At 64.7% G+C, this 20,239-nt stretch carries 19 protein-coding genes and 1 pseudogene; 7 read left to right on the top strand and 13 right to left on the bottom strand.

Annotated elements, in window-relative coordinates:
• Nucleotides 1-16: 16 nt before the first annotated feature.
• Both AKN84_RS23645 and AKN84_RS23640 read left to right on the top strand, forming a co-directional pair.
• Nucleotides 17-430 (top strand): Rieske (2Fe-2S) protein, encoded by a 414-nt coding sequence (locus tag AKN84_RS23645; RefSeq protein WP_016846808.1) that lies wholly within the window; start codon nucleotides 17-19, stop codon nucleotides 428-430.
• Between the two features lie 51 nt (nucleotides 431-481).
• Complete coding sequence (locus AKN84_RS23640) at nucleotides 482-1,051, top strand: class I SAM-dependent methyltransferase (RefSeq protein WP_128971103.1); 570 nt, start codon at nucleotides 482-484, stop codon at nucleotides 1,049-1,051.
• Between the two features lie 90 nt (nucleotides 1,052-1,141).
• Here AKN84_RS23640 and tcuB read toward each other — a convergent pair whose 3' ends face one another.
• The 5 genes and pseudogenes from tcuB to AKN84_RS23615 form a co-directional block, all read right to left on the bottom strand.
• The gene (tcuB, locus tag AKN84_RS23635; protein ID WP_050423005.1) at nucleotides 1,142-2,245 is read right to left on the bottom strand and encodes a tricarballylate utilization 4Fe-4S protein TcuB; all 1,104 of its coding nucleotides are present in this window, start codon (nucleotides 2,243-2,245) and stop codon (nucleotides 1,142-1,144) included.
• A gap of 67 nt (nucleotides 2,246-2,312) precedes the next feature.
• A complete protein-coding gene (locus AKN84_RS23630) occupies nucleotides 2,313-3,347 on the bottom strand; it encodes an alpha/beta hydrolase (RefSeq protein WP_050423004.1) in 1,035 nt (344 codons plus the stop codon).
• Nucleotides 3,348-3,510: 163 nt separating this feature from the next.
• Nucleotides 3,511-4,910 (bottom strand): annotated as a pseudogene (tcuA, locus tag AKN84_RS23625) (FAD-dependent tricarballylate dehydrogenase TcuA).
• 78 nt (nucleotides 4,911-4,988) lie between these two features.
• Entirely contained in the window at nucleotides 4,989-6,314 is a 1,326-nt protein-coding gene (gene tcuC / locus AKN84_RS23620; protein ID WP_050423003.1) for an MFS transporter, read from the bottom strand.
• A gap of 166 nt (nucleotides 6,315-6,480) precedes the next feature.
• Nucleotides 6,481-7,380 (bottom strand): transcriptional regulator GcvA, encoded by a 900-nt coding sequence (locus AKN84_RS23615; protein WP_050423002.1) that lies wholly within the window; start codon nucleotides 7,378-7,380, stop codon nucleotides 6,481-6,483.
• 118 nt (nucleotides 7,381-7,498) lie between these two features.
• On the opposite strand from AKN84_RS23615, the gene AKN84_RS23610 reads away from it, so the two are divergent.
• Nucleotides 7,499-7,717 carry a DUF1127 domain-containing protein gene (locus tag AKN84_RS23610; protein WP_050423001.1) on the top strand — a complete coding sequence of 73 codons (219 nt, stop codon included), beginning with the start codon at nucleotides 7,499-7,501 and terminating at the stop codon, nucleotides 7,715-7,717.
• A gap of 69 nt (nucleotides 7,718-7,786) precedes the next feature.
• Nucleotides 7,787-8,410, top strand: coding sequence for a GNAT family N-acetyltransferase (locus AKN84_RS23605; protein WP_050423000.1), 624 nt, complete (start codon nucleotides 7,787-7,789; stop codon nucleotides 8,408-8,410).
• A gap of 268 nt (nucleotides 8,411-8,678) precedes the next feature.
• Here the strand turns inward: AKN84_RS23605 and AKN84_RS23600 are convergent, their stop codons facing one another.
• The gene (locus tag AKN84_RS23600) at nucleotides 8,679-9,509 is read right to left on the bottom strand and encodes an enoyl-CoA hydratase (RefSeq protein ID WP_050422999.1); all 831 of its coding nucleotides are present in this window, start codon (nucleotides 9,507-9,509) and stop codon (nucleotides 8,679-8,681) included.
• Nucleotides 9,510-9,673: 164 nt separating this feature from the next.
• Nucleotides 9,674-10,375 carry an SDR family NAD(P)-dependent oxidoreductase gene (locus AKN84_RS23595; RefSeq protein ID WP_050422998.1) on the bottom strand — a complete coding sequence of 234 codons (702 nt, stop codon included), beginning with the start codon at nucleotides 10,373-10,375 and terminating at the stop codon, nucleotides 9,674-9,676.
• A 71-nt stretch (nucleotides 10,376-10,446) separates the two neighbouring features.
• On the opposite strand from AKN84_RS23595, the gene AKN84_RS23590 reads away from it, so the two are divergent.
• On the top strand, nucleotides 10,447-12,228 hold the full coding sequence (locus tag AKN84_RS23590) for an acyl-CoA dehydrogenase family protein (protein WP_050422997.1): 1,782 nt from the start codon (nucleotides 10,447-10,449) through the stop codon (nucleotides 12,226-12,228).
• A 194-nt stretch (nucleotides 12,229-12,422) separates the two neighbouring features.
• On the top strand, nucleotides 12,423-13,511 hold the full coding sequence (locus AKN84_RS23585; protein WP_018269116.1) for a Zn-dependent alcohol dehydrogenase: 1,089 nt from the start codon (nucleotides 12,423-12,425) through the stop codon (nucleotides 13,509-13,511).
• 141 nt (nucleotides 13,512-13,652) lie between these two features.
• Here AKN84_RS23585 and AKN84_RS23580 read toward each other — a convergent pair whose 3' ends face one another.
• The 4 genes from AKN84_RS23580 to mbfA all read right to left on the bottom strand — a co-directional run bounded on the left by AKN84_RS23580 (nucleotide 13,653) and on the right by mbfA (nucleotide 17,612).
• Nucleotides 13,653-14,006 carry a nuclear transport factor 2 family protein gene (locus tag AKN84_RS23580; protein ID WP_050422996.1) on the bottom strand — a complete coding sequence of 118 codons (354 nt, stop codon included), beginning with the start codon at nucleotides 14,004-14,006 and terminating at the stop codon, nucleotides 13,653-13,655.
• A 119-nt stretch (nucleotides 14,007-14,125) separates the two neighbouring features.
• Nucleotides 14,126-15,598: an amidase gene (locus tag AKN84_RS23575; protein WP_050423052.1), complete on the bottom strand. Its 1,473-nt coding sequence runs from the start codon at nucleotides 15,596-15,598 to the stop codon at nucleotides 14,126-14,128.
• Nucleotides 15,599-15,757: 159 nt separating this feature from the next.
• Nucleotides 15,758-16,624, bottom strand: a complete 867-nt coding sequence (locus AKN84_RS23570) for a hypothetical protein (RefSeq protein ID WP_244485443.1) — start codon at nucleotides 16,622-16,624, stop codon at nucleotides 15,758-15,760.
• A gap of 16 nt (nucleotides 16,625-16,640) precedes the next feature.
• Nucleotides 16,641-17,612, bottom strand: a complete 972-nt coding sequence (gene mbfA / locus AKN84_RS23565) for an iron exporter MbfA (RefSeq protein ID WP_050422995.1) — start codon at nucleotides 17,610-17,612, stop codon at nucleotides 16,641-16,643.
• Nucleotides 17,613-17,778: 166 nt separating this feature from the next.
• Between mbfA and AKN84_RS23560 the strand changes: the two genes are divergently transcribed.
• Nucleotides 17,779-18,501, top strand: coding sequence for a hypothetical protein (locus AKN84_RS23560; RefSeq protein ID WP_050422994.1), 723 nt, complete (start codon nucleotides 17,779-17,781; stop codon nucleotides 18,499-18,501).
• 74 nt (nucleotides 18,502-18,575) lie between these two features.
• On the opposite strand, the gene AKN84_RS23555 is transcribed toward AKN84_RS23560, so the two are convergent.
• Nucleotides 18,576-18,953, bottom strand: a complete 378-nt coding sequence (locus AKN84_RS23555; protein ID WP_050422993.1) for a hypothetical protein — start codon at nucleotides 18,951-18,953, stop codon at nucleotides 18,576-18,578.
• 116 nt (nucleotides 18,954-19,069) lie between these two features.
• On the bottom strand, nucleotides 19,070-20,218 hold the full coding sequence (locus AKN84_RS23550) for an alpha/beta fold hydrolase (protein ID WP_050422991.1): 1,149 nt from the start codon (nucleotides 20,216-20,218) through the stop codon (nucleotides 19,070-19,072).
• Between the last annotated feature and the right edge of the window lie 21 nt (nucleotides 20,219-20,239).

Raw genomic sequence — 20,239 nt, 5'->3', positions numbered from 1 at the left:
TGCGTGAGATCAACTGATGGCAAGGCATGTGATCGCTCCGGTGGACGAGTTGCCGCCGGGGTCGCGAAAATTCCTCGAGATCGACGGGCGGCCGATCGCTGTCTTCAACGTCAAGGGCGAGTTCTTCGGCCTGTTGAACCGCTGCCCGCACCAGGGCGCGGCGCTGTGCGAGGGGCCGTTGATCGGGCTTGCGTCGTCGTCGGACCCCGGTGAGATCGAATACACCAAGCTCGGCGAAATCCTGCGCTGTCCCTGGCACGGCTGGGAGTTCGATATCCGCACCGGCCAGTCCTATTGCGATCCGCGCCGCTTCCGCGTGCGCGCCTATCCGGTCAGCGTCGAGCCGGGCACCAATGTGGTGAAGGGACCGTATGTCGCCGAGACCATCAAGGTCGCGGTGGAAAGCGACTACGTGGTGGTGGATCTGTAGCCGCGATCGTCCCGGAATCCAGTTCACCGGAGATGGCAATCGGTGAGCGTGATGCGAAGCATTCTGTTGCGCGCGTTTGGCCGTCCGCAAGGCCTGCTGGGCAGGTTGGGCGGCGTCATCATGGCGCGTACAAATGCCGATTGCGGCGCGTGGGTGACGGATCTTCTTGAGGTCGAACCGGACGACCGCGTACTGGAAGTGGGGTTCGGCCCCGGCGTCGTCATTCAACGCCTGTCGAGTTTGGTGCTTGCCGGCTCCATCGCGGGCATCGATGCGTCACCGGAGATGGTCGGGCAAGCTCGCGCACGGAATGCGACCGCGGTCCGGGATGGCCGTATCGACCTGAGGCTCGGCTCGGTGGAGCACTTGCCGTTCGACGACGGCAGCTTCGACAAGGCGCTGGCGATCAACTCGATGCAGGTTTGGCCGGACGCCGTCGCCGGACTGCGGGAGATCCGGCGCGTGGTGAAGCCGGGCGGGAAGGTCGCGCTTGGGTTCACGTCCCATTCCGGACAGCCAAGGGAAGGAGTGGTCGAGAAGCTTGAGGCCGCGGGCTTCACGGCGGCTCGCTTGGTGGACGCGGAGGAGCGGTTCTGTGCTTTGGCGACGAAAACCTCGTAGGGTGGGTTAGCGAAGCGCAACCCACCACTTTTGTTCGCTGTGCCAAGAAGGTGGGTTACGCCTTCGGCTAACCCACCCTACATTCCACATTCATTCCGCCATCATCTGCCGTTCGCGTGCGTAGCGCACCAGCGCGACGAAGCGGTAGATGCCGTGCACGAATTTTCCGTAGGGCATCGTGATGAACAGCGCGAACACCACGCCGAGATGCAGCGCCAGCAGCGGGCCCATCGCGGCGCTCTCACGCCACAACAGCAAGGCAAGGCCGGTGATGCTGGTCAGGAACAGCATCAGGATGAACGCGGTGTCCATGCCCATGGCCTGCTCGTCGACCAGCACGCGGTCGCGCTTCCATTTCTCCGACAAGAGCCCAATCGGGCCGACCACGAGGCCGATGCCGCCGAGCGTGCCGAGCACGACCGGCAGGTCCCACCACGCATAGGGCGCCTCGCGTGCCAGCAGGTAGTGATAGAGTGTGCCGACGCAGGTTGCCGCGAAGCACAGCGCGAAGCCGTAGAACGTGAAGTGGTGATACAGCTTGCGGCGGTCGGTCGGATGGTCGTCCTCGTTGAAGCAGCCGACGCCGCCGCCGTCGAGATAGCGCAGCTCGCCGGCGTCGCGGACCGCCTGCAACAGCGCCTTCGCGTCGGTCGTCATCCCGACCGGTTCGCCGATATCGCGCCAGAACGCGCGCACGCCCATCGCGAGCGCCAGGATGGCGTAGAGCAGGGCGGCGCCGAACAGCAGCGCCATCGCATTGTGCGGCATCAGCTTGTAGAACGCGCCGGGACCGGTATGGATGCCGGTGAGCACGCCGCGGTCATTGATCGCGGCGAAGCCGAAGATGAAGGCCGCGACGCTAAGCGCCGCGATCACGCTGATGATCAGGCCATTGCGGGCGAACGCGCCGGAGAACGCACGCGGCCAGGCATAGGCGGCGTAGGATTCGGCGCGCGCCACCGCGAGCGTCTTCGGGACGTTGACGTTGAATTCGTGCGGCGGCGAGAACTGGCAGTCGGTGTAGCAGGCGCCGCAGGAGTGGCAGAGATTGGCGAGATAGTTGAGGTCGCCGTCGGAGAACGCGCGGCGCATCTCCATCGCGGGAAACACCGCGCACAGGCCCTCGCAATAGCGGCAGGAATTGCACACCGTCATCAGACGGTCGGCTTCCTGCAATGTCCTCGTCCCGTGCATCGCAGACTCTTTGTTTGACGCGTTTTCTTGACGCGAACCGGTTCCCACTTCGCTTGAAAACGCTATGTTACTTCTTCGTCAGGCCCTTGCCTTCCAGCCATGTCTGGATCAGGCCGGCGACCTCGGCGTTGTTCTTGTCCATCATCATCATGTGCGAATTGCCCTTGATGCCGGCCTTGGGCAGATCGACCACATCGACGCTGCCGCCGGCGGCACGGATGGCGTCGGCAAAGGCGCCACCGGTGGCGCGGATCTTCGGCCAGCGTGAATCGCGCTCGATATAGTCGCCATAGACCATCAGCGTCGGAATGTTCTTCAAGCTTTCGACCTTGGCGGGATCGCCGACGCCGGCCGGCTCGATCGCGATCAGCGCCTTCACCTTGTCGGGCCGTGCCTGCGCGACCTTGAAGCCGAACGTGCCGGCCTGGCTGTGGAATAGGATGATGCACGGGCCGACGCGATCGATCTCGGCGATGTAGGCGGCGATCGTTGCATCGTCGGTGGTGGTCCAGCGCGGCACGTTCTGCTTGACGAAGTTCTCGTAGCCTTCGTTCGGGAACTGGCTGCCGGGCATCAGCCGACGCTTGGCCGGATCGGGATCGTAGGAGCCCGGGCCGTCGCCAATCCGGAAGCGCTCGAACGGATTGGCCGTCGTGAGAAACACCGGCTCGCCCTTGAAGATATCAGGGTATTGCGCCCAGCCGGCGCGGCCGCGCTCGACGGCATCCGAATTGTAGACGCTCCAGCCCTTGCGGAGGAAATAGTTCAGCCAGCCTTCGCGTCCGTCCGGCGTCGTCTCATAGGTGACGCCGGTCAGCCCGCCGCCATGCCACAGCAGCAGCGGATAGGCGCCCTTCTCGTTCTGCGGAAGGAAGTACTGCACGTACATCTGCTCGACCTGGTAGGTGCCGTTCGGGTCGACCTTGGCCGGCACGCCGCCGGGCGTGAAGGTGACTTCCTTGACCGGCTTGCCTGTAATCTCGACCAGGCGGCCGCCGACATGGAACGAGCCCATGTCGCGCAGCGCGATCGGCTCGGCGGCGTGAGCGGGCTCCGAAGCTACCAGGATCGCCGTAGTGGCAGCGATGGCAAGGCGTGACATGCGTCCTCCGATCTTCCCTTTCTCCCCGCGTGCGGGGAGAAGGTCGGGATGAGGGGGGCTCTCCCAGCACCGTGCTCTTGGAGACTCCCCCTCACCCGGATCGCATCTTCGATGCAATCCGGCCTCTCCCCGCAAGCGGGGCGAGGTAAGCAAGGTGCGAGACTCAGTTCCGCGCATTCTTTGCCGCCTCTCGCCCGGCGACGCGGCCGAACACGCTGCCGATGGTCATGCCGATGCCAGCGGCGTAGCCCTTGCCGAGCACGTTGCCGGCCATGATCTCGCCGGCGGCGAACATGTTGGCGGACGGCTTGCCGTCCTTCATCAGCATCCGTGACTGCTTGTTCACGCGGGTGCCGAGATAGGTGAAGGTGATGCCGGGCCGCACCGGATAGGCGAGGTAGGGCGGCGTCTCAATCTTGCGCGCCCAATGCGTCTTGGCCGGGGTGATGCCTTCGGTACGGCAGTCGTCGAGGATGGTGTGATCGAACGTCCCCGGTTGCACCGCGGCGTTGAAGTCGGTGATGGTCTTTTCCAGCGCGCCAGCGTCGAGCTCGAGCTTGCCGGCGAGCTCGGCAATCGTGGCGCCCGCGATCGGCGGAAACAGCGTCGGCATGAAGCTCGTCACCACCGTCGAGTCGAAGATGATGTAGGCGATCTGGTCCGGTTGCGCGGCGACCAGTCGGCCCCAGATCGCATAGCGCTTCGGCCAGATGTCCTCGCCCTCGTCGTAGAAGCGCTCGGCATGCTTGTTGACGACGATGCCGAACACGACCGAGTCGTGGCGGGTGATGATGCCGCCGTCGAATTTCGGCGCGCGGGCGTCGATCGCCACCGCATGGCACTGCGTCGGATCGCCGATCTCCTGCACGCCCTTGGCGAGCAGCATCTTCAGGATTGCGCCGCGATTATAGGGCGTGCCGCGGATCAGGAAATTGTCGGCGGCCTCGCCCCAATATTGCTTCAGCCATTCGATATTGGCCTCGAAGCCGCCGGCGGCCGCGACCAGCGTCGAGGCGCGCACCTCGGTCCTGCCGCCGACCGGCTGCTTCAGCTGCGCCGACAGGAACATGCCGTGCTCGATATTCAGATCGATCACCTCGCATCGTACAGAATGTCGACGCCGAGCTCCTCGGCGGTGCGATAGAGCGCGTTCAGCATCGCGCGGCCGCCGCCGAGGAAGAACGAGTTGGTGCGGCCGAGGCTGAGCGTACCGCCGAGCGAAGGCTGCCAGCGCACGCCCTGTTCGACGATCCAGTTCAATATGTCCTTGGACTCGTGGATCATGAAGCGAGCCAGCTCCTCGTCGGTCTGGCCGCCGGTCACGAGCAGCAAATCCTTCCAGAATTCCTCCTCGGTATAGGGACCGGTGAGGATCTCGGTCGCCGCGTCATGGGCGCAGCGCATGTTGCGGGTATGGCGGGTGTTGCCGCCGCGGTAGAATTTCGGGGCGCCTTCCAGCACCAGCACGGAGGCGCCGGCGCGCTGTGCGCTGATCGCAGCGCAAAGGGCGGCGTTGCCGCCGCCGATCACCAGCACGTCGAACCTGCGTGTCAGATCAACCATGCGTTCTTGTGATCGTTGTTAGCATGGAAAGCAACATGTCGGGGCAGGCGATCGGCCTGCCCCGAATGCATATGCCAATCAGGCCGCAACCGTCTTGCGCTGCTCGATGGTCTGGCCGCCGCGATAGACGATCAGCGCGGCGATGATGCCGAGCGCCGCGCCGAACATCAGCCAGTAGGCCGGCGAGGCCTTGTCCTGGCCGGTCATGGCGATCAGCTTGGTTGCGACAAACGGGGTCGACGTGCCGAAGATGCCCGCCGCCAATGCGAACGCGATCGAGAAGCAGGTGGTGCGCACATGCGCCGGCACAATCTCGACCAAGCATCCCAGCATGGTGCCGCTGTAGACGCCGAAGTAGAACGAGAACATCATCTGCACAGCCAGCAGCTTCCCGAGCGTCGGCTCATGCGAGAGCCACGACAGGGCCGGGTAGGCGGTCACGAACGACAGACCCGCGATCGTGAGCAGCACCGGCTTGCGGCCGATCCGGTCGGACAGCGCGCCGCCGACCGGATTCCAGATGAAATTCGTCACCGCAACGAGCAGCGTCACCAGCAATGTGCCCGACGCCGACAGATGCAGCTCCTTGCCGAAGCCCGGCGCATACACCGTGATGAAATAGAACGTCGTGGTGGTCAGCACCGCGATCATCATGCCGAGGAAGACGATGCGCCAGTTCTCGATCGCCGAGGCGAACACTTCGCTCGGCGTCGGATGCTTCTTCATGGCGAGGAAGGCCGGCGTTTCCTCGAGCGAACGCCGCAGCATGAAGATCACGGGAATGATGAGGCAGCCGACGAAGAACGGGATGCGCCACTTGGCGATGCCGCCGATCGCATCGAGGAAGGTATCGCCCGGCATGACCTCGCGCAGAACATAGCCGATGATCGCGGCAACGAAGATCGCGACCTGCTGGCTCGACGATTGGAACGAGGTGTAGAAGCCGCGGTTGCCAGGCGTCGCGATCTCGGAGAGATAGACCGACACGCCGCCCAGTTCGACGCCGGCCGAGAAGCCCTGGATCAGGCGGCCGATCAGAACGATGACCGGTGCGGCAATTCCGATCGCGGCATAGCCCGGGCAGAACGCGATCACCACGGTGCCGAGCGCCATCAGCGCGAGCGTCACGATCAGGCCCTGGCGGCGGCCGATGCGGTCGATGTAGGAGCCGAGCACGACCGCGCCGACGGGGCGCATCAGCGCGCCGAGCCAGAACACGCCATAGGCATTGAGCAGCGCCGCGGTCTCGTTCTGGGCCGGGAAGAACGCTTTCGCGATGTCCTGCGCATAGAAGCCGAACAGGAAGAAGTCGAATTGCTCGAGGAAATTGCCGCTGGTCGCGCGCAGGATGGCGCCGAGACGTGACTTGATTTGCGGTACTTGCGATGGACTCGACTGCGACATAACGCCCTTTCCTCCCCGTGACGAAATGGCCGGCGCAAATTGTCTCGCCGGCCAAGGCAGTTGACTGCCATATGCGGCAATTTGGCACGCCCATCCGGCGTGACCAACCCGAAATCGCGCCGCCGCTATCGGAAAAAAGCCGTAGAGAAAAACTGCGTGCGCCGCATCAAGCGGTGGTATGCGCCGTGGCGCCGAGCCAGGAGCGGAATGCCGACAGCTTCGGTGAATCGGCGCGTCCCTGCGGCGTGACCAGATAGAAGCCGGCGTCGGCCGGCAGCGCGATCTTGAAGGGAACCACGAGGCGGCCTTTGGCGATGTCGTCCTGCACATAGGAGGTGCGGCCCATCGCGATGCCGATGCCGTCGATCGCGGCCTGGATCGTCACGAACAGCAGGTCGAAGGTCACGCCGGGCTGCTTCGAGATGTCGGTCGGCAGACCGGCCGCAGTCAGCCACAGCCGCCAGTCGTCGCTGTTGGCGTTGCTGGTGTGCAGCAGCACGTGGTCCCTGAGGTCTTCGGGGCATTTGAGCGGCCTGGTTCCCTGCAGCAGCGACGGGCTGCACACTGGAAACAGCTCGTCCGCCATCAGCCAGTCCGCGCGCAGGCCGGCCCATTGGCCGCGGCCGTAACGGATCGCGGCGTCGACCTTGTCGCGCTGGAAGTCGACCAGGCTGGTCGAGGTGGTGATGCGGACATCGATGCCGGAATGCGCCTCCTGGAAGGCCGACAGCCGCGGCAGCAGCCATTTCGCCGCGAGCGATGCCAGCGTCGAGACCGTCAGCACGTGACCGTCATCCCGGCGCAGCAGCCGGTCAGTCGCGAGCCTGAGATCGTTGAAGGCGGCGCGGACGCCGGGAAGGTATTCGGTAGCCTCCGGCGTCAGGCTTAGCGAGCGGTTCTGGCGGATGAACAGGCGGACGCCGAGCTCTTGCTCGAGGCGGCGGATCTGATGGCTGATCGCGGTCTGCGTCACGTTCAATTCGGACGCGGCCAGCGTGAAGCTCATGTGCCGCGCGGCGGCCTCGAATGCCCGGAGGCCGTTCAGCGAAGGCAGGCGGCTGGTCATCCCCGGTTGCTCTCCAAATGCATGACTTTAATTCATGCGAAGCGGTACAAAGTGTCGTTTGTGAACAGGCCGAATAGCGCCGATATTACCGCCAACAGGTTACCGATAGGAGCCGTAAATGTCCATTTTCATCCATGAATCGATGACAAATCATCATACGCCGGATTATCACGCGTCGGGCCTTTTGAACCAGGTCGGCGAAACCCTCCATGTCTGGTGGGAGCGCTATGAGCGCCGCCGCGAGCTGTCGCAGTGGACCGAGCGTGACCTGCACGACATCGGCATGTCCCGCAGCGACATCGTTTTCGAGACCGAGAAGCCGTTCTGGCGGGCCTGACAAGGACGCCTTCGCTGGCGCCACCTCGATGAGGGGCGCCGGCCAATTTCTTCACCCGAGGAGCGTGTCATGACTGCGCTGCATCTCGACGATCTCAAGCAATACTCTGACGTGCTGCGCGCCAAGAACGGCAGCGAGATCAAGGTGCGCTTCGTCGAGCCGCGCGACCGCGAAGAGCTGCAGAGCTACATCCGCTCGCTCTCTGCGGCGTCCCGTTACAACCGCTTCCTGGGTGCACTGAGCGAGCTGCCGAAGACGGAGCTCGAGCGTTTCGTTCATGTCGGCGAGGCTGACCGGTTCACGGTGGTCGCGACGATGCTGGTCGATGGTTTTGAGACCATCGTCGGCGAAGCCCGCTACGCCTTCCATGCCGATACGTCGAGCGTCGAGTTCGGCCTGTCGATCGATGACCGGTGGCAGGGCCACGGCATCGGCAAGGCGCTGTTGAAGAATCTCGAGTGCCGCGCGGCGTCCTTTGGAGCCGAGCGCATTTTCGGCGACACGTTGCGGTCCAACGCGACGATGATCGGCCTCGCCCGCAAATCCGGTTACGCCTTCGCTGCAAGCCCCGGCGACTGGAAGCTGGTGCGCTTCGCGAAAGGGATCCACGTCGAACCGCAAGACATTCCTTGTGCCAGCTGGCGGCTTGCCGCCACTTCCCGCTCGGCCGCGATGTCCTCGCTTGCGGTTTGACTGACTAGGCCCGGTTCTGGCCTCCCCAGAACCGGGCCCTTTTCTTCTCGCTTGCTCTTCATTTGCCACTTGCTCAGGTGCCGCCTCTTCCCTTGTGGGAGAGGCCGCAGCGCATGCAGCGCAGCGGAATGCGTTGCGGGTGAGGGGTGCAGTCCCTCGGCAGATTCGCTCTCACGGACAGACCTGAACCCCTCACCCGGAATTCAAGCTGAGCTTGAATTCCGACCTCTCCCACAAGGGAAGAGATGACTTCAAGGGCGCTACGCGCTCAGCTTCCCCGGAACACCGGCTTGCGCTTCTCGACGAAGGCCTGCACCGCTTCCTTGTGATCCGCGGTCGTGGTGAGCCGGATCAGCCGCTCGGCCTCGTGGTCGCGCGCGGTGGCGAAGTCGAACTGCAGCGCCTCGTCGAGATTGTCCTTCATGTAGCGCAGCGCCAAGGTCGGGCCTTCGGCCATCGATTTCGCCAGCGCAAACGCCTCGTCCTGCAGCGTCTCGTCCGGCACCACGCGGTTGACGAGGCCGATCTGCTCGCACCTTGCGGCGTCGACCTTCTCCGAGGTGAACATGAGTTCGCGGGCGCGCGAGGTACCGACCAGGCGCGTCAAAAGCCAGGCCATGCCGTAGTCGCCGCTCATCGCCACGCGCAGATAGCCGGTCGAGATGAAGGCGGATTGCGCCGCGATCCGGATGTCGCAGGCCATCGCAATGGCGAGCCCGGCGCCGACCGCGGGGCCGGGCAGGGCGGCGATGGTCGGCTTGCGCACCGAGGCGAGCGCGCCGGTGAGCAGGCGCTGGCGCTCCTGCAAATCCGCGACCTTGTCCTCATAGGACATTTCGAGCTTCTTCGGGTCGCGATTGGCGCCCATGCCCTTGACGTTGCCGCCAGCGCAGAACGCCTTGCCGGCGCCGGTGATCAGCAGCACGCCGACCTCGGGGTTCTCGCCGCAGGTCCGGATCATCGTGCGCAGCGCCGGCGTCAGCGTGTCCGACAGCGAGTTGCGGGCGTCCGGGCGGTTCAGCGTGATGACGGCGACGCGGTCGCGGATCACGCAGAGCAGTTCGTCGGTGCCGGTCTCGATCTTGATTTCGCTGGTCATGTTTCCTCCGAGGCCAAGTTTTGGCCGTCATTGCGAGGAGCGAAGCGACGAAGCAATCCATGCTTCGGCTTGCCGCGATATGGATTGCTTCGCTTCGCTCGCAATGACGGATGCAGCGGGTGGTTCGGCCCTCAGCCTACGCCGCTTACATGATCTCCGTCATCTCAAAACTTCTCAACCCAGGGCCGCAATTCCAGCTCCCAGGTCCAGGCGCTGCGCGGCTGTTGCAGCACGTTCCAGTAGCTCAACGCGATCGCGTCGGGATCGAGCATCGAGTCCGGCTTGTCGGCGGGCTCGGTGCGGGCGGCGCTGCGGATGCCACCGTCGATCACGAAATGCGCGACATGGATGCCCTGCGGCGACAGTTCCCGCGCCATGCTCTGCGCCAGGCCGCGCAGCGCGAACTTGCCCATCGCAAACGGCGCCGATTGCGCATAGCCCTTGACGCTGGCGGAGGCGCCGGTGAACAGGATCGCGCCTTTCTTGTTGGGCAGCATGCGCTTCGCCGCCTCCTGCGCCACCAGGAAGCCGCCGAACGCCGAGACCGCGATCGCCTGCTCGACCTCGGACGGGACGAGTTCGACGAACGGCCCGCGCGAGCGGCCGGAGGCATTGTAGACCACGAGATCGGGTGTTCCGATTTCGCGCTCGACCAGACCGAACAGACGTTCGACATCCTCGGCCTTGGTGGTATCGCAGGCATAGGCCCGCGCGCCGGTTTCGGTGCAGAGCGCGCCGAGCTTCTCGATGCTGCGGGCGCCCAGCGCCACGCGAATTCCCTCTCGCGAAAATAGCCGCGTCAGCGAGGCGCTGAGGCCCGCGCCGGCGCCGACGATCAGGGCGATCTTGTACTTGGGAATATCCATTGGGCTTTCCTTTGCTCGGCCGGAGGAGGATAGTCGTGCCCAAACAAATGAGCACCGCAGCCGGGAATTCAATGCAGCCGCACAAGCAGGACCTGAAAACGCCATCCGCCAGTCAGCCGGGCCTGCTGGCGCCCGACACGACGGGAATGAATTTCTACCGGGCCGATCCGGCGCTGACTGATCTTTTGAAGCTGCATTTACCCGAGGCGTTGTTCCGCCACATCGAGCCGCATCTCGACCGGCTCGGCGGCTTGGCCGGCGGCACTCTCGACGAATGTGCGCGGCTTGCCGATCGGCACACGCCGGTGCTGCACCAGCGCGACAAGTTCGGCCGCGACGTGCAAACAATCGAATATCATCCGGCCTATCGCGAGATCGAGAAGGCCGCGTTCGGCGAATTCGGCATCCACGCGCTGTCAATCCGCAAGGGCATCATGGGCTGGCCCGACAAATATCCGGTCGTCGCCAAGCACGCCTTCACCTTCCTGTTCAACCAGACCGAATTCGGCATGGGCTGCCCGATCAACGTCACCGATGGGTGCGCCAAGCTGCTCAATAATTTCGGCAGCGAGGCGTTGAAGGCGAAATACCTCGACGGCCTGACACAGACCGACATGAGCAAGCTGACGCAGGGCGGCCAGTTCATGACCGAGAAGGAGGGCGGCTCCGACGTCGGCACACTGACCACGCGCGCAGTGCAGGAGGGCGACCACTGGCGGCTCTATGGCGAGAAATGGTTCTGCTCGAACGCCGACGCCAAGGTGGTGATGCTGCTGGCGCGCCCTGAGGGCGCGGGGCCGGGTACGAAAGGCGTCGGCCTGTTCCTGATGCCGCGTTTCCTCGATGACGGCTCGCAGAATCACTACCGGATCGTGCGGCTGAAGGACAAGCTCGGCACGCGCTCGATGGCTTCGGGCGAAATCAAGTTCGATGGCGCGATCGCGTACGCGGTCGGCAAGCTCGATCGCGGTTTCGTGCAGATGGCCGAGATGGTCAACTCGTCGCGGCTCTCCAACGGCGTGAAATCCACCGCGCTGATGCGCCGGGCCTGGCACGATGCCATCACCGTGGCGCGGAGCCGCGTGGTGTTCGGCCAGCGCATTATCGACCTGCCGCTGGCACGGCGGCAATTGATGAAGATCATGCTGCCGACCGAGCAGGCGCTGTCGATGAGCTTCTTGACCGCGGATGCGCTCGACCGCGCCGAGGCCGGCAGCCAGGATGCCGCGGCGCTGCTCCGCATCCTGACCCCGACCTTGAAATTCCGCGCCACCCGCGATGCCCGCAAAGTCTGCGGCGATGCGATGGAGATGCGCGGCGGCATCGGCTACATCGAAGAATTCGTCACGCCGCGGCTGCTGCGCGATGCGCATCTCGGCTCGATCTGGGAGGGCACTGGCAACATCGTTGCGATCGATGCGCTGAAGCGCGCGGTCGGGCGTCATGGCGCCGACAGCGCGCTCGCCGCCGATCTGCATGCGCGGCTCGACGACAGTCCCAACGTGCCGCAGGCCTGGCGCAACCGGCTGCGCGATCTCAGCGATCGCGCGATCGCGTTTGCGCGCGAGGTCGCGAGCCGTATCGACAATGAGGGCGATGCGCGGCACGCCACCAGCCTGCTCTATCATGTCGCAAGCGCCGTGGCGCTGGCGTGGGAAGGCGGACGCATCCACGAGATGCGCGGCGACGCGCGCCGGCTGTTGCTGTCGCGGATGGTGATTGATCACCGCGTGACGCCGGGCGATCCGTTCCGGCTAACGGAAAATACCGTTCAGCGCAGGATGACCGAGCACCTGCTCGGCGATCGCGCCGTCGGCATGGCCGAGGTTGGCGAATTGCTCACCGCAGCGTAGGCTCGCCGTGGCCGCTCGCGCAGTCTCACCTCTCCCATCGGGAGAGGTCGGATCGCGCCAGCGATCCGGGTGAGGGGTTACGCTCTATCGATAGATCCGAACCCCCCACCCGGACCGCATCTTCGATGCGCTCCGACCTCTCCCTCTGGGAGAGGTGGAGAGCGTGCGTAACAAAAACATGAGAGGAAATTCCGATGAAGGCCGCCGTCCTGCATGAAGTCAATCAGCCGCTGGTGATCGAGGATGTCAGCGTGCCCAATCCGGGGCCGCGCGAGGTCCTGATCCGCACCGCGGTCGCGGGCCTCTGCCATTCCGACCTGCACTTCATGGAAGGGCTTTACCCGCATCCGCTGCCGGCGGTGCTCGGCCATGAATCGGCCGGCGTGGTCGAGAAGGTTGGCTCCGACGTCAATTACGTGAAGCCCGGCGATCACGTCGTCACCTGCCTCTCCGTGTTCTGCGGCACCTGCGACAATTGCACAACCGGCCGCACCGTGCTGTGCACCGACACCACGGTGAAGATGCTGCCCGGCGCCTCAAACCGCCTGTCCTGGGGCCGGAAGGAGAAGCTCAACCAGTTCCTCAATCTGTCGTCCTTTGCCGAGCAGATGCTGGTGCACGAGAACGCCATCGTGAAGATCAAGAAGGAGATGCCGCTCGATCTCGCTGCGCTGATCGGTTGCGGCGTCATCACCGGCTACGGTGCCGTGGTGAACACCGCGAAGGTCACCGCAGGCGAGACCGTAGCCGTGATCGGCTGCGGCGGCGTCGGCATGGCCGCGATCAACGGCGCGCAGATCGCCGGCGCCGGCCGCATCATCGCGATCGACACCAATCCGGCGAAGCTGCAACTCGCGACCAAGCTCGGCGCGACCGACATCGTCGATCCGGCCCGCGGCGACGTGGTCCAGCAGGTGCGCGAGCTCACCGGCGGCGGCGTCCAGCATTCCTTCGAGGTGCTCGGCCGCAAGGACACCGCCGAGCAGGCCTTCGCCATGCTGGCAGCAGGCGGCACCGCGACCATCGTCGGCATGATCCCGTTCGGCCAGAAGATCGAGCTGCACGGCTTCGACTTCCTGCGCGAGCGCCGTATCCAGGGCTCGTCGATGGGCTCCAACCACTTCCGCGTCGACATGCCGCGCCTCGTCGACTTCTACATGCGCGGCAAGCTGCATCTGGAAGACTGGATCTCGGCCAAGCTGAAGCTCTCCGAGATCAACGAGGGTTTTGCCAACATGAAAGCCGGCAAGACGCTGCGCAGCGTGATCATGTTCGATAGCTGACGAACTTGTCGTCGCCCGGCTCGACCGGGCGACCCAGTACGCCGCGGCGGAAGTTGTGTGAACCAACAGCTGCCGCGGAGTACTGGATGCCCCGCATGAAGCGGGGCATGACAGCGGAGAGTGACGCCGCGAGCGTCGCCCTCACCGCGCGACGTGCGCCGAGACGGCAAGCCATTTTCCGTTCTGCCTCGCCCAGCAATCGGTGTAGCGGCCATAGGCCTGCTCGCCGTCGGCGTTGAGATAGCTGGTGCGGGCGTGGATGATGGCGAAATCGCCGAGGATGCGGATTTTGACGTCCTCGGCCTTCAGCCCCTTGATCTTCACCGGGATCTCCGTCTGCTTCAGGAAGGCGGCGCGATCGACCAGGCTCTTGTCGGGATTGGTGGCGTAGAAGTCCTGCGCCAGGATTTCATCGAACCGCTTGACGTCGCAGTTCTGGACGGAATCGACGTAGTCCTTGTTGAGCTTTGTCAGCTCTTCGAGGTCCTTGCTCATTGGTTTTCTCCCTATCCCTTCGTCATTGCGAGGAGCGAAGCGACGAAGCAAATCCATGCTTTCGCATACGCGGATATATGGATTGCCTCGCTTCGCTCGCAATGACGGCAGCAACTCACTTAATCATCAAACATCTTCGGCGGCACGAAGCCGCCGAATTCGCGCTCGATCAGCTCGGCGAGCTTGAGCGGCGTGCGGTCTTCGAGCCAGGGGCCGACGATCTGCACGCCGATCGGCAGTCCGTCGGGCGCAAAGCCGGTCGGGATCGCGGTCGAGGGCAGGCCGGGCAGGGTCGCGATGCCGGGCCAGGCGAGCTGGTCGGTGTAGACGTGCGGCTCGCCGTCGATCAGGATCTTGCGCCGCTCCTGGTCGGGCGAATGATCATGCGGATAGGCCGGTGTCGGCATGATCGGGCAGATCACTGCGTCGAACGATTTGAACAGCTCGCGCCATTGCGCGCGCAGCCGCGCGCGGCCGCCGTCGGCGATCACCCAGTCGCGATGGCTGAGCGCGATGCCGCGCAGCCGCTCGGCCTGCAGGCTGGTGTCGCCGGCCGGCAACGCGGCTGCCGCCGCGCAGGCGCCGGCATAGACCTCCGGCGGGAAGGTCGCCGCGAGGAACGACAGCAGGATGCGCATATAAAGCCGCGAGGACGCGGCGAAGTCCGGCAGCAGCGGGCTCGAGCGCGACACTTTCGCGCCGGCCTTGTCGAGATTGCTCGCGAGCTTGTCGATGCTTCCGCGGATCACCTTGTCGGTCGGCAGCACCGGATCGCTGTCGATCACGAGGATACGGAAATCCTTCAAGGCGGTGTGGCGCGCCGCCGGCAGCTCCAGCCGGTAGGCCTTGCCGGCTTCGAGCGGATCGGGGCCGGCCATCACGTCGAGCACGAGTGCGAGGTCGGCCGCGCCGCGCGCCATCGGACCGATCACGGACAGATCGCGATCGAATGGCAGTGGCGGCAGCGGCGGCGGGGTGTGGCCGCGCGACGGCAGCAGCGCGAAGGTCGGTTTGTGCGCATAGATGCCGCAGTGGAAGCCCGGTACGCGCAGCGAGCCGCCGATATCGGAGCCGAGCGACAAGGCGCCGTAGCCCGCGGCAAGCGCCGCCGACGATCCGCCGGAGGAGCCGCCCGGCGTCCGGCCGAGGTCGTAGGGGTTATTGGTGGTGCCGTAGATCTCGTTGTAGCTCTGCCAGTCGGCGAGCGCGACCGGCACGTTGGTCTTGCCGAGGATCACGCCGCCGGCGTCCTTCACCCGCTGGATCGAGAGGGCGTCCTCAGTCGGTACGAAATCCTTGTGCGGCGGAAAGCCCCAGGTCGTCGGCAATCCGGCGACGTTGAAGGATTCCTTCACCGTCATCGGGATGCCGAGCAGCGCTCCGTGCTCGCCGCGTGCGATCGCGGCGTCGGCGGCGCGGGCGGCAGCGAGGCCCCGCTCGAAATCGCGCACGCAGACCGCGTTGACCTTGCCGTCATGACGCTCGATGCGGCCGATCGCGTCTTCCGCGAGCTCGACGGCCGAGACCTGCTTGTTGCGCAGCGCCTCTGACAATTCGACGGCGGTCTTGAAACTGTATTGTGATTTGGCCACGGCGTGCTCCCTGATTTTGGCGGCGATCATGCGCAGAATGGAGCGGGCCGGCAAGACCGGCTTGATCGCAATTGCGCTGGCGCGCCGGGGCGACGTCACACATCGCCTAACGTGATCGTGATCGTCGGGTTCTGCTTGAGCGACGAATCCGACGCGCGCCTAATACGGCGTGCTGCGTGCCGACAGATGCGCCATCGGATTGATGGCTCCGCTCGCGCTGGCGCGCTCGCTGTCCTGCTTCGTTCCGGGCACTGGAAAGGCATAACCGATGATGGTCTTGACGACGAACCGGTCGGAGGCCCGTGTCAGGCCATAGCCGACACCGAAATCGATGTCGACGTCACCCACCTTGAAGTCGGTCACCGCGAACAAGGTATGCTGCTGCTCGGCGAGCGGGCTGAAATTGCCGATCTTGCCGAAATCGGCGTAGTATTCGAGCCCGACATATAGATCGTCCTTCAGCTTGCGCGCCACGCGTGCGGCAGGCGCGAAATCCGCCTCGCCATATCGGCCGAAGCCGACATCGACGATCGGGTTGACGATGAATTCATAGTCCGCGTTGCGCACGCCCATGATCGGCCGGATTTCGAGGCCCCAGCGGGTCTGCGCGAATTTCGGCATCTCGTAGCTGAGCTCGAAATTGATGCCGTAGAACAAATTGCGCTTGTCGGCGTTGGGCGAGACGAACAGCGTGCGCAGCTTGAAGGCATCGGACAGGAACTGCCGGTCCTGCACGGCAAATGGCAGATAGAGCCCGAGCTCCCACCAGTCCGTCATGCCATAGGCAAATTCCGGCGTGCCGTTGAGGCTGTGGTTGGATGGAAAACCGCCGGGGAAGGGCGGATCCTTCTGGCCGATGCCGACGTAGTTGAGATGCTGCTGGACGGTGAGCTGGCCGACTGCCGCGATCCCGGCGTTGTAGACCTGGATCTCGTCGGTAGCTTGTGCGTGGCTGCTGTATCCGACCGCCGCGAGCGCAATCAGCGCCGCGCCGGCCGTATCTCGATATTGGCGTCGGGATCGCACCGGTGACCTCGCCGTCCTACGCCGCGCCGATCAAGATGCCGACCGCGAGCACGATCGCGCCGCCGAGCACGATCTGGAACACCGCCTGCAGGAACGGCGTGTCCATGTAGCGCGAGCGGATGAAGGCGATCGCCCACAATTCGAAGAACACCACGATTCCGGCGATCGCAGTCGCGATCCAGAATGCATTCGGCCAGGCATCGGGCACGAGATAGGGAATGGTGTGGCCGAGACCGCCGAGCGTCGTCATCAATCCGCAGGTCAGGCCGCGCAGCCATGGCGAGCCGCGGCCGGTCAGCGAGCCGTCGTCGGACAGTGCTTCGGCAAAGCCCATGCTGATGCCGGCGCCGATCGAGGCGGCAAGGCCGACCAGAAACGTCTGCCAGTTGTGATGGGTGGCGAAGGCGGCGGCGAACAGCGGCGCGAGTGTCGAGACCGAGCCGTCCATCAGTCCGGCGAGGCCCGGCTGCACATATTGCAGCACGAACATCCGCCGCCGCGTGCGGTCTTCCTCGGCGCGCACGTCGGGCTTGAGGATGTCGCCGGTCAGCTTGACCGCGAGTTTTTCGTGGCCCTTCTCCTCTTCGGCGAGATCGCCGAGCAGGCGGCGTACGCCGGTATCCTCGGCCTTCTCCGCCGCCTTGGCATAGAAGCGCTCGGCTTCCAGCTCCATGGTCTCGACTTCCTTGCGGATGGTGTCGAGCGGCAGGTTCTTGGTCAGCCAGATCGGACGCCGGCGCAGGAAGCCTTTGACGTCCTCGCGCCGGATCGGCGGCAGATGCGGGCCAAAGCGCTGCTCGTAGGTTTCGAGCAGCCGGTGGCGATGGCCGCGCTCCTCCTCCGCCATCTCCTCGAAGATCTTTGCGGTATCGGGATAGCGGCCGGCGAGGTCCTCGGCGAAGGACATATAGATGCGGCTGTCCTCTTCCTCGGAGGCAATCGCGACCGCCAGCACCTCGCGCTCGGTCAGATCGGCGAAATTCTTCACGGCAACGCCTTCTTCACCTAACTTAGAATTAGAATAATTCTAATATTGGTTCGCGATGCCGTGGTCAATCCAAAGGGCCCTGCCTTCGTTGCGTTTTTGATCACGAACAGGGGAACCAGGCGATCGCGGGCCCGTTCGAGTTCCGGTCCTGAGCAGCGGAGACTCCATGAGCACGGTCAAATATCGCCTGAACGATCCACGCCTGGCACCGCGGCGGACCAAGCTCGAGATTCCGGGCTGGGCGGGACGACGCGAGCCGCGCACCGACGGCTCACGCGAGCAGGTCTGGCACTGCGTGCCGTTCTCGGAAGGCGCGCAGTATGGGATCGAGTTGTTCTACCCATACGGCTTCGAGCTGCACGTCACCACGCGCGACGGCCGGTTGCACCTCGATGCGGATTGGGGCGAGCCGCCGGACAGCGGCGTGCAGTGGCCGCCGTTCCGGAATTTTGGCGACACGTTCTACACCTACCAGATCCTGCTCGACCTCAAGGTCGAACAGGGCATGGCGGTTCGCACCGAGCCGCATCCGCGCTTCTACACCGACCGCACCGACACCGTGCCGATCGCCGTTCCGGCGCTGATCCGCAATTGGTGGCCGATGATGTTCTTCTGTGTGTTCAAGGCACCAGTGGAAGGACGCACGCACGTCTTCCGGCCGAATGAGCCGTTCGCGCAGATCATCGTGATTCCGGAAGAGGCGGATTTCCAGCTTGAGCCGATGGGCGAGGAGGAAGCCGCCGAGCGCGAATTGCAGGCGCGCCGCATCTACAGCAATCGGCCCAAACTGGCTGCCGGCACCGAATGGACCTCGTCGACCGACACGGTGTTCGACGGCACCTACCGCCATCTCCACCGCGCCGCCAAGGAGAAGACGCGAGGGGCCTGAGGCGCCGTCGCATCATTGCGGCAAAACAAACCGGGCCTGCAGGCCCATTTGTCGCGTCGCCCAACCGCCGCGGCTCAGTAATCGCGCCGATAGAAGCTGTGGTGATGATGGTGGTGGTGATGATGGTGATGGTATCGCCGATAGCGCGGCACCACGATGACCGGAGGTCCATAGCCACGATCATAGCCGCGATAGTAGCCATGGTGGTGGTGATGGTGATGATGGTGGTGATGATAGAACTGCGCGAGCTGGACGGTCTCGCGCGCCGGAGGCGGCGTCGCCTCGTCCAGGGCTTGCAGCTTTGCCGAGGCGTTGGTGATCGGCTCCAGCAGTTCTGCGTAGGAGTTCGCCTGTAGTACGTCGGTCGGCGCGGGTGCCGGCGCAGCTTGCGCGGCCCCGAGCGCGCCCAGCGATGCGACCGCTCCCAACAATCCGGCAATCTTCTTTTCCATAGTCCTCCTCCACGTCGGTCCGCCGGACAAGACCGGCTGGCTGCAACGCCAGGCTCCATGGAATGTTCCCGGAAATGCCCCGACGATTCCCGGAGATTTTTCCTTGCGTCAGCCCGTCACTGCGCCGCGCGCGCGAGGAACTGAAGCAGCAGCCGGCTCACTTCATCGGGCTGTTCCTGCTGCACCCAGTGGCCGGCGCCGTCGACCAGATGGCAACCGATCATTTTGGTACAGGCCTTCGTCTGCATCGCCTCGAACACGCCGGGCCGCTGATAGGTGCCCCAATCCTGCTTGCCCGAGATGAAGGCGGACGGCTGGTCGATGGTGCGGCCGCTCCAGGTCTGCAGCTCCGCCGTGAACGCGCCCGAGGTGCCGCAGCGGTACCATTGCAGCCCGCCCTGGAATCCCGTGCGCTGATACTCGGCGCTGTAATAGGTAAGCTCGCGGTCCGGCAGCCAACTGTTGGCGGCGATCGCTGCGCGAGACGGCATCTGTTCGGCGACCGTCGCGGCCATGTCCTTGGCGAGATCCATCACATAGTAGGTCGGCAGCTTTGCCAGTTCGCCCGCAGACCATGACTCCAGCCGGTAGGGTTTGTTGTCCTTCCAGTCCGCGCTCTTGTGATGGTAGTAGGCGCGCAGAAAGTCGTGCACGCCCTGCGGGGCGCGATGCATGTCGTCATTCGCCTGATACGTCGAATAGTACCATTGGTAGTGCTTGCGCGGACGCGGCAGCGCGGCGAGCTCGCGATGCACGGGGTCGTCAGTCGCGGGCCTTGCCGGTTCGTTGGCGGTGTTGAACGGCAGCGACGGCGGGCCCGAGAAGGGCGCGCTCATCATCACGACCGCGCGGAACACGTCGGGGCGGATCAGCGCGCACCACGCTGCGACCGACGAGCCGAAATCGTGCCCGATCACCGCATCGACGTGGCTGTAGCCGAACGCCGCGACCAGCCCGAGCGCATCGCGCACCAGGTTGGGCAGGCGGAAGGCGGTGAGGTCGCCGTCATAATTTGCGCTCCAGCCCGTCGTGCGGCCATAGCCGCGCTGGTCCGGCGCGATCACGTGATAGCCGGCGGCGGCAAGCTTCGGCATCACCTTGCGCCAGGAAAATGCCAGCTCCGGAAAGCCGTGCAGCAGCAACAGGCAGGGCCGGCCGGCTGTCTCGAAGCCTGCTTCGAGCACATGCATGCGCAGGCCGTTGATCCCGTCGACATAACGCGAGCGGATGGTAGAGGGCAGCGGGACGTCGGAGAGGGCTTCCATCTGAGATCACCTGTTGGGCAT

This window comes from Bradyrhizobium tropiciagri (assembly GCF_001189845.1).
GTDB lineage: Bacteria > Pseudomonadota > Alphaproteobacteria > Rhizobiales > Xanthobacteraceae > Bradyrhizobium > Bradyrhizobium tropiciagri.
Note: the sequence above shows the minus strand (reverse complement) of the source record. Positions and strands in the feature narration are given on the sequence as shown.

Excerpts from the sequence above, each read along its gene's own strand:
- AKN84_RS23645 (WP_016846808.1), top strand. The coding sequence starts at position 17 with ATGGCAAGGCATGTGATCGCTCCGGTGGACGAGTTGCCGCCGGGGTCG.
- AKN84_RS23640 (WP_128971103.1), top strand. The coding sequence starts at position 482 with ATGCGAAGCATTCTGTTGCGCGCGTTTGGCCGTCCGCAAGGCCTGCTG.
- tcuB (WP_050423005.1), bottom strand. The coding sequence starts at position 2,245 with ATGCACGGGACGAGGACATTGCAGGAAGCCGACCGTCTGATGACGGTG.
- AKN84_RS23630 (WP_050423004.1), bottom strand. The coding sequence starts at position 3,347 with ATGTCACGCCTTGCCATCGCTGCCACTACGGCGATCCTGGTAGCTTCG.
- tcuC (WP_050423003.1), bottom strand. The coding sequence starts at position 6,314 with ATGTCGCAGTCGAGTCCATCGCAAGTACCGCAAATCAAGTCACGTCTC.
- AKN84_RS23615 (WP_050423002.1), bottom strand. The coding sequence starts at position 7,380 with ATGACCAGCCGCCTGCCTTCGCTGAACGGCCTCCGGGCATTCGAGGCC.
- AKN84_RS23610 (WP_050423001.1), top strand. The coding sequence starts at position 7,499 with ATGTCCATTTTCATCCATGAATCGATGACAAATCATCATACGCCGGAT.
- AKN84_RS23605 (WP_050423000.1), top strand. The coding sequence starts at position 7,787 with ATGACTGCGCTGCATCTCGACGATCTCAAGCAATACTCTGACGTGCTG.
- AKN84_RS23600 (WP_050422999.1), bottom strand. The coding sequence starts at position 9,509 with ATGACCAGCGAAATCAAGATCGAGACCGGCACCGACGAACTGCTCTGC.
- AKN84_RS23595 (WP_050422998.1), bottom strand. The coding sequence starts at position 10,375 with ATGGATATTCCCAAGTACAAGATCGCCCTGATCGTCGGCGCCGGCGCG.
- AKN84_RS23590 (WP_050422997.1), top strand. The coding sequence starts at position 10,447 with ATGCAGCCGCACAAGCAGGACCTGAAAACGCCATCCGCCAGTCAGCCG.
- AKN84_RS23585 (WP_018269116.1), top strand. The coding sequence starts at position 12,423 with ATGAAGGCCGCCGTCCTGCATGAAGTCAATCAGCCGCTGGTGATCGAG.
- AKN84_RS23580 (WP_050422996.1), bottom strand. The coding sequence starts at position 14,006 with ATGAGCAAGGACCTCGAAGAGCTGACAAAGCTCAACAAGGACTACGTC.
- AKN84_RS23560 (WP_050422994.1), top strand. The coding sequence starts at position 17,779 with ATGAGCACGGTCAAATATCGCCTGAACGATCCACGCCTGGCACCGCGG.
- AKN84_RS23555 (WP_050422993.1), bottom strand. The coding sequence starts at position 18,953 with ATGGAAAAGAAGATTGCCGGATTGTTGGGAGCGGTCGCATCGCTGGGC.
- AKN84_RS23550 (WP_050422991.1), bottom strand. The coding sequence starts at position 20,218 with ATGGAAGCCCTCTCCGACGTCCCGCTGCCCTCTACCATCCGCTCGCGT.